This is a genomic window from Stenotrophomonas pictorum JCM 9942 (assembly GCF_001310775.1).
Taxonomy (GTDB): Bacteria; Pseudomonadota; Gammaproteobacteria; order Xanthomonadales; family Xanthomonadaceae; genus Stenotrophomonas; species Stenotrophomonas pictorum.
On record NZ_BAZI01000124.1, the window covers coordinates 1 to 7473 of the forward strand.

Sequence of the window (7473 nt, forward strand, 5' to 3'; positions counted from 1 at the left end):
AATCGTGGCCTGATGGGTAGATCGAACGATTTGCTGCATCGTTGCACCTCGCTTCCTCCTTGCAGTCAGCCGCCTTGCGGGGCGTATCCATCAAACTCAGAGCTACAGGGAGTTAGTCGAGATGTCTGATCGCGAAACCGGTACCGTCAAGTGGTTCAACGACGCCAAAGGCTTTGGCTTCATCAGTCGTGAGAATGGTGAAGACGTTTTTGTGCACTTCCGCGCCATCCAGACCCAGGGCTTCAAGAGCCTGAAAGAAGGCCAGCAGGTCACCTTCACCGTGGTCCAGGGCCAGAAGGGCCTGCAGGCCGACGCCGTACAGCCGGTCTGATACGCTGCTGGCGGCAGCAAAAAGGCCCGCGCGAGCGGGCCTTTTTGCTTGTCCGTGGAGCATTGCCAATCAACGCAGTACGACGCGCCCGTTGACCACGCGCACATAGGTGTTATCGCGGATGCCGCCCAGATCCTTCTGGTTGACCACGATCACGCGCCCGTCATCCATGCGGACCTGGATGTCATACGAATTGCCGGTGACATTCTGCTGGATCTTGTTGCCGGCCAGAGCGCCGGCCGCGGCGCCGGCTACGGCGGCGATGTTCTTGTTGCCGCGGCTGCCGCCCGTGTGATCGGAGATCTCATGGCCAGCCACCGCGCCGACGATGCCACCCAGCACCGCGCCGGTCGCCGCCGGTGCGGTGCGGCCCGATGCCACGGTGTCGATGCGGGTCACGATCCCGCAATCACGGCACTGGTTCTGGTTGTAGCCGTTGTTGCTGTTGCCGTAGCTGCCGCCATTGTTGTAGCCGCCACCGTAGCCGGGCGACGTGGCGCAACCGGCCAGAGCCAGACTGGCGATGGCGCCTGCAGCGATCAATTGAATCTTCATGGTGTTGCTCCTTGCCAGATGGGGATTACGGGCATGTGGTTTTGCCCGGCACCCGGATCGTGTCGTTTCGCACGTGAATGGAGCGCCAACCACGGGTGAATTGGATGCGGCTTACTTGAAGTCCTGATGGCAGGCCTTGCAGTCACTGCCCAGCTTCTGCAGGGTGACGGCGAGCGCCGCACAGTCGCTTGGCACGCTGGCCAGAGCATCATTGAGTGTGGCGCGGAACTGGCTGGCATGCTGCTGGAAGCGCGCATCGTCCTTCAGGCCGGGGAAGGCCAGATCCAGGTCGTTGGACAGGGCGCGCAGCGTCTGCAGGCGCGGGGCCACGTCGCTGGGCGCACAGCGGTTCTGCTTCTGGCTTTCGCCGAGCAGCTGCGATTGCTTGGCCAGTACGGTCATCAGGCTGTCGGGAAAATGGTCCTGGCGCTCCTGGATCGCACGCATCGCCATGACCGTTGCCACCACCCCGAGCAGCAGGCCGAGAACCAGGATGAACAGATAGCGGGAGGCCTTGGACTGGGTGCGGACGGGATCTGACATGCGGGTGTCTCCGGACAAGGAATGCCGATGGTACGACGCACGGACTGCTGCCGACCACGGTTAAAATGGGCGCATGAAAGAGTCATTGCGTGAACGCTTTGCCGGTATCGACCGGCTGTATGGTGCCGGGACCATCGAGCACCTGTCCGGCTGCCGGGTCGCGGTGATCGGCATGGGCGGGGTGGGATCGTGGATTGTCGAGGCGCTGGCGCGTTCGGCGGTCGGGCATCTGACCCTGATCGACGCCGACGATATCTGTGTCTCCAACACCAACCGCCAGCTGCCGGCACTGGCTGGCCAATATGGACGCAACAAGTCCGTGGCGATGGCCGAACGCTGCCGGGCGATCAATCCCGAGATCGAGGTCAAGGCCGTCGAGGCGTTTTTGACCGTCGCCAATATGGCCGAGCTGCTGGATCGCCGGTTCGATCTGGTTATCGACGCCTGTGACAGTTTCCGGGTCAAGGTCGAGGCCATCGCCTGGTGCCGGCGGCGCAAGCTGCCGATGATCACCGTGGGGGCGGCCGGCGGACGTACCGATCCAACCCTGGTGCGGGTGCGGGATGTTTCGCGGACCGAGCACGATGCGATGATGGCGTTGATCCGCAAGAAGCTGCGTGCCGAGTTCAATTTTCCGAAGAATCCGCAGCGGTATTTCGGGGTTTCGGCGATCTACTCGCTGGAGAACGTCAAGTATCCGCAGGCCGATGGCAGCGTCTGCGGGCTGCGCCCGAGCCTGGGCGCGGATGCTGCGCTGAAGCTGGACTGCGGTGCCGGGCTGGGTGCGGCCACCCACATCACCGGGGCATTCGCCTTTGCCGCCGTCGGCCGTGCCCTGGAAATCCTGCTCAAGGCCCGCGAAAAGGCCGCTGCCGCGGTGGCCGTGGTCGAGTAACCGTGTTGCCCGGTCAAGGGCCGGGCAGAGCGAACAGGCGACGGGCGTTGGCGGTGGTCTGCGCGGCGATCTCGCCAGCCGGCTGCTGGCGTAGCTGTGCCATCACCTCGAAAATGGCCGGCAGCCGCGCCGGCTCGTTGCGTTGGCCGCGGATGGCGGCGTCCGGCTGGTCCGGGGCATCGGTTTCCAGCAGCAGGTACTCCAGGGGCATCTGCGTGAGCAGGCCGCGTAAGCGGTTGGCGCGGTCGTAGGTCACCGGGCCACCGAGGCCGATCAAAAAGTTCATCTCCCACAGCTGCCGGGCCTGTTCGGGGCTGCCGGAAAAACTGTGGACCACGCCGCGCAGCCCGCCGATCCGCCGCATCGTGTGGATCACCTCGTCGAGGGCGCGGCGTGCATGCACGATCAGTGGCAGGTCGAACTCGCGCGCCAGTACCAGCTGTCCGTTGAAATAGGCGCGTTGCGCATCCGGGTCGAGACCGTCGACGAAGAAGTCCAGTCCGCATTCGCCGATGGCACACGGACGTTCCCGGGTGATCCAGTCGCGCAGCTGGTCCAGGTGTTCGGGCCGATGCTCGGCCACAAACATCGGGTGCAGGCCGTAGGCTGGATACAGCCCGCTCTCCAGGGTGCAGACCGTGCGCAGCTTGGGCCAGCGGGCGGCGGTAATGGCCGGGACGATCTGTACCGTCACGCCCGCGGCGCGGGCACGTTCGATCACCGCGGCACGGTCTCCATCGAACTCGGGCGCGTCCAGATGGCAGTGGCTGTCGATCAGCTGCACGGGTCAGCGCTTGCGTGCAATGACCGCAGGCTCGATGGCTGGATCCTTGCGCCGCTTCCAGTTGGCCAGCAGCAAGGTGCCCAGCGCGAACAGGATCTCATCGATGAACGGGATGGGATCGGGCAGCAGCATGCTGATCACGAACAGTGCCGCGGTGATCTTGAACAGGGTCGGGTAGCGCAACTTGCGTGCCCAGGACATCAACGGCAGCAGTATCGGGCTGGACATGTGGGTGGCCTGCGGGAAGAGGAGGGGGACGCTCGCAATATTGCGACGAAGCCTGAATTTTGTAAGGGGCAGATGCGGAAATACCTGCCTCTGTTCAGCATTATCATGCTGGAATCCCCCCAGTCAGCGCGGATGGACCGCAAGGAGCCGACGATGAAGAGCAACACCACAACGATTCTGGTCGCCGCCGGCGCGCTGCTGGTGGGCGGTATTGCCACGGCGGCCTTCATGAGTGGGCGCGACAAGGCGCCGCTTGCCGCCGGCACCGAGGGGACGACTCCGGTGCTGGACAATTCCGCCTTCACCGACGATGCGGCGGTCAGCGATGCGCTGGCTGCCGGTGGCAAGCTCGACTACGCCGATGTGCTGAAGGTCGCTCCGGTGACACAGAAAGAGCGCGCCTATGCCACGGTGATCGGTACCGAGCCGGTGCGCGAAACCTCCACCACCACCGTGCCGCACGAGGTGTGCGAGGATGTGGTGGTGCAGGAGCGCCTGCCCGAGCGTGATGGCAATGTCGGTGGTACGGTCGCCGGCGCGGTGATCGGTGGCCTGCTGGGCAGCCAGGTCGGTGGCGGCAACGGCAAGAAGGCCGCGACAGCCGCCGGTGCGGTCGCCGGTGGTGTGATCGGCAACCAGGTCGACAAACGTCACGTCGGTGGTCGCGTCGTCAGCCGCACCGAGCGCCAGTGCCGCACCGAGAACACCACCTCCGAATCCTCGCGGGTAACCGGCTACAACGTCACCTACCGCAATGCCGACGGCAGCACCGGCACCATGCGGATGGACAGCAAGCCGGGCAACCGCATTGCGATGGGCAACACCGATCAGACCATCGGCTACGACGTGACCTACCGTTACGACGGCGCTGAAAAGACCGTCCGTATGGAAAGCCGCCCGGCCAGCGACCGCCTGCCGGTCATCGATGGCCAGGTGGTGACACAGACTGCCAAAGTGGATGCAGGTAGCACCCGCCAGTAATCGCAGTACTGTCGCGCATATCAAAAGGGCCGGCCTTGCCGGCCCTTTTCTGTTGCCGGCCCCCCGGAAATTGCTGCAGGCGCACTTTCCAACGGCCAGTGATTGCGGTGTGATGAGGCGCATACGTTGTACCGGCCGCCACCTTCTGGAACCGTATCAATGGTGAAACCTGACGCTCCGTTGACTGTGCATGGCATGTCGACTTCGGGCAATTGTTACAAGGTGCGCCTGCTGCTTGAGCAGCTTGGCGCGCGCTATCGATGGATCGAGGTGGACAGCGCCGGTGGTCAGACCCGCACGCCGCAGTTCCTGGCGCTCAATCCCAATGGAAAAGTGCCGGTCGTGGAACTGGGCGACGGGCGCGTGCTCACCGAATCCAACGCCATCCTGTTCTGGCTGGCCGAAGGCACGCCCTTGCTGCCGGTTGATGGCTGGCAGCGTGCGCAGGCGCTGTCGTGGATGTTCTTCGAGCAGTACAGCCATGAGCCGTATATCGCCGTGGCCCGTTTCATCAGTGGCTGGGCACGGGACGACTCCCCACGCCGCGATGATCTGCCGCGCCTGCGCGAACACGGTCATGCCGCACTGGCGGTGATGGAGCGGCACTTGTCGCTCGCTACCTGGTTTACCGGGCCCGACTACGGCATCGCGGACATCGCCCTGTTCGCGTACACCGCCGTCGCCGAAGACGGGGGCATTGCGCTGTCCCCGTATCCGGCCATCCAGCAATGGCTGCAGCGGGTACGCGCGCAACCCGGCTTCGTGGCGATGCCCGCACCGGAGGCGCAGGTGCTTGCCCGTATCGCCACCCGCTGCTGAACCTTTTTTCCCCGCCCAACGCGACTGTCACGTGGAGTCTGTCTGCATGTTTGCCCGTGTACCGAATCCCCTTCCGGCCCGCATGAAGGGCCTGAACCGCGCCGAGATCTGCGATACCAATTTCATCGAATTCGTAACCGGGCTGGGCCAAGGGCCTGGCAAAGGGCCGCAGGACGGCGCGCCGGTGCTGCCGGGGAGCGCACTGGACGCCCGCGGCTTCCGCGAACTGTTCGAATCACAGCTGATCAGCCGTCATCTGGATCTGATGGCGCGGGTGTTGCGCGTCCAGAACAAGGTCTTCTACACGATCGGCTCCTCCGGGCACGAGGGCAATGCGATGGTCGCGCGTGCCGCGCGGCACACCGATCCGGCCTTCCTGCACTACCGTTCCGGCGGCTTCATGGCCGAGCGTTTCCGCAAATTGCCGGGCCTGGACCCTGTAATGGATTCGGCCCTGTCCTTCGCCGCCAGCAAGGATGATCCGGCCAGCGGCGGCCGCCACAAGGTGTGGGGCAGCAAGCCGTTGTGGGTGTTGCCGCAGACCTCGACCATCGCCTCGCACCTGCCCAAGGCGCTGGGCACGGCGATGGCGATCGAAGCCGGCAGGCGCGTGGGACATGCGCTGCCGATTCCCGACGACAGCATCACCATCTGTTCCTTCGGCGATGCATCGGCCAACCACGCCACCGCGCAGACCGCGTTCAATGCCGCCGCGTGGAGCAGTTTCCAGAAACTGCCGGCGCCGTTGCTGTTTGTCTGCGAGGACAACGGCATCGGCATCTCGGTCAAGACGCCGGAAGCTGGATCGCCGAGAGCTTCCGCCATCGCCCGGGTCTGGACTATTTCCATGCCGATGGGCTGGATCTGGCCAGTGGCTATGCCGAGGTGCAGCGTGCGGTGGAGCATTGCCGCAAGACCCGGCGACCGACCTTCCTGCATCTGCGCACCACGCGGCTGATGGGCCACGCCGGTACCGATTTCGAGATCGAATGGCGCGCGCTGGAGGAGCTGTGCGCGGTGGAGGCGGGCGATCCGCTGCTGCGCTCGGCGCAGATCGCGGTCGAGTCGGGGCTGATGGACAAGGCCGAGGTGCTGGCGCTGTACGAACAGACCCGAAAGCGCTGCTTTGCCGCCGCCGAAGCGGCCGACCAGCGCCCGCGCCTGACCGGGCTGGCCGAGGTGATCGCTCCGCTGGCGCCTTACACGCCAGACAAAGTACAGGCGGAGGCCAGGCGGGGTGACTACCGCGAGCGGCGCCTGCAGGTGTTCGGCAGCGATGCGGCCTTGCCGGAGAACCAGCCGCCGAAGCATCTGGCCGTGCAGATCAACCAGGCCTTGCACGACCTGTTCGCCAAATATCCGGAAACGGTGCTGTTCGGCGAGGACGTGGCGCAGAAAGGCGGCGTCTATACGGTGACCAAGGGCCTGCAGAAAGCATTTGGGCCGCGCCGGGTGTTCAACACCCTGCTGGACGAGACAATGATCCTGGGTATGGCGCAGGGGTTTGCCAACATGGGCATGCTGCCGCTGCCGGAAATCCAGTACCTGGCCTACCTGCACAATGCCATCGACCAGGTACGCGGCGAGGCCTGTTCGCTGCAGTTCTTCTCCAACGACCAGTACCGCAACCCGATGCTGATCCGCATCGCCGGGCTGGGCTACCAGAAGGGCTTCGGCGGCCACTTCCACAATGACAACTCGATCACGGCCCTGCGCGACATCCCCGGTTTGGTGGTGGGCTGCCCTTCGCGCGGCGACGATGCCGTGGCGATGCTGCGCACCTTGGCGGCGCTGGCCAAGGTGGACGGCCGCGTGTGCGTGTTCCTCGAGCCGATCGCGCTGTACATGGGCAAGGACCTGTACGCAGCGGGAGACGGGCAGTGGCTGTTCCCATATCCGGCCCCGGAACAGGCGCTTACCCTCGGTGAAGGACGTGTTTACGGTGCGGGAAGCGAGGATCTGGTCATCTTCACCTATGGCAACGGTGTGCCCATGAGCCTGCGTGCGGCCAGGGCCATCGAGCAGGCGCAAGGCTGGAAGGTGCGGGTGGTGGACCTGCGCTGGTTGGTGCCGCTCAATGATGCCTGGATCGCCGCGCAGGCCAAGGGTGCCAAGCGGATTGTCGTGGTCGATGAGGGGCGGCATAGCGCCGGTGTCGGTGAAGGGGTGATCACCGCGGTGGTCGAGGCCGGTCACGGGGACATTCCGCTGCGGCGGGTGACCGGTGTGGACACCTATACACCACTGGCCGGCGCCGCGTTGCTGGTGTTGCCGGGGGAGAACGACGTGGTGGCCGCAGCGGCGCAGCTTGCGTGAGACACCGCTGGCACATGAACT

At 65.0% G+C, this 7473-nt stretch carries 8 protein-coding genes and 1 pseudogene; 5 read left to right on the forward strand and 4 right to left on the reverse strand.

The annotated features are described in order from the left end of the window. Positions 1 to 121: 121 nt before the first annotated feature. A complete protein-coding gene (locus tag JCM9942_RS08175) occupies positions 122 to 331 on the forward strand; it encodes a cold-shock protein (protein ID WP_054658958.1) in 210 nt (69 codons plus the stop codon). A 69-nt stretch (positions 332 to 400) separates the two neighbouring features. Here the strand turns inward: JCM9942_RS08175 and JCM9942_RS08180 are convergent, their stop codons facing one another. Continuing rightward, on the reverse strand, positions 401 to 886 hold the full coding sequence (locus JCM9942_RS08180) for a glycine zipper 2TM domain-containing protein (protein ID WP_054658959.1): 486 nt from the start codon (positions 884 to 886) through the stop codon (positions 401 to 403). Positions 887 to 997: 111 nt separating this feature from the next. Beyond that, positions 998 to 1429 carry a cytochrome c gene (locus JCM9942_RS08185; RefSeq protein WP_054658960.1) on the reverse strand — a complete coding sequence of 144 codons (432 nt, stop codon included), beginning with the start codon at positions 1427 to 1429 and terminating at the stop codon, positions 998 to 1000. A gap of 73 nt (positions 1430 to 1502) precedes the next feature. Here JCM9942_RS08185 and JCM9942_RS08190 point away from each other — a divergent pair, with 73 nt between their 5' ends. Continuing rightward, positions 1503 to 2324, forward strand: a complete 822-nt coding sequence (locus JCM9942_RS08190; RefSeq protein WP_054658961.1) for a tRNA threonylcarbamoyladenosine dehydratase — start codon at positions 1503 to 1505, stop codon at positions 2322 to 2324. A 13-nt stretch (positions 2325 to 2337) separates the two neighbouring features. Here the strand turns inward: JCM9942_RS08190 and JCM9942_RS08195 are convergent, their stop codons facing one another. Beyond that, positions 2338 to 3108: a TatD family hydrolase gene (locus JCM9942_RS08195; RefSeq protein ID WP_054658962.1), complete on the reverse strand. Its 771-nt coding sequence runs from the start codon at positions 3106 to 3108 to the stop codon at positions 2338 to 2340. 3 nt (positions 3109 to 3111) lie between these two features. Continuing rightward, on the reverse strand, positions 3112 to 3336 hold the full coding sequence (locus JCM9942_RS08200) for a DUF6116 family protein (RefSeq protein WP_054658963.1): 225 nt from the start codon (positions 3334 to 3336) through the stop codon (positions 3112 to 3114). 153 nt (positions 3337 to 3489) lie between these two features. Here JCM9942_RS08200 and JCM9942_RS08205 point away from each other — a divergent pair, with 153 nt between their 5' ends. The 3 genes and pseudogenes from JCM9942_RS08205 (at position 3490) to JCM9942_RS08215 (ending at position 7452) form a co-directional block, all read left to right on the forward strand. Then, the gene (locus JCM9942_RS08205) at positions 3490 to 4317 is read left to right on the forward strand and encodes a glycine zipper 2TM domain-containing protein (protein WP_054658965.1); all 828 of its coding nucleotides are present in this window, start codon (positions 3490 to 3492) and stop codon (positions 4315 to 4317) included. 159 nt (positions 4318 to 4476) lie between these two features. Continuing rightward, on the forward strand, positions 4477 to 5136 hold the full coding sequence (locus JCM9942_RS08210; protein WP_054658964.1) for a glutathione S-transferase family protein: 660 nt from the start codon (positions 4477 to 4479) through the stop codon (positions 5134 to 5136). Between the two features lie 46 nt (positions 5137 to 5182). After that, positions 5183 to 7452: pseudogene (locus JCM9942_RS08215) on the forward strand (thiamine pyrophosphate-dependent enzyme). The last annotated feature ends 21 nt before the right edge of the window (positions 7453 to 7473 follow it).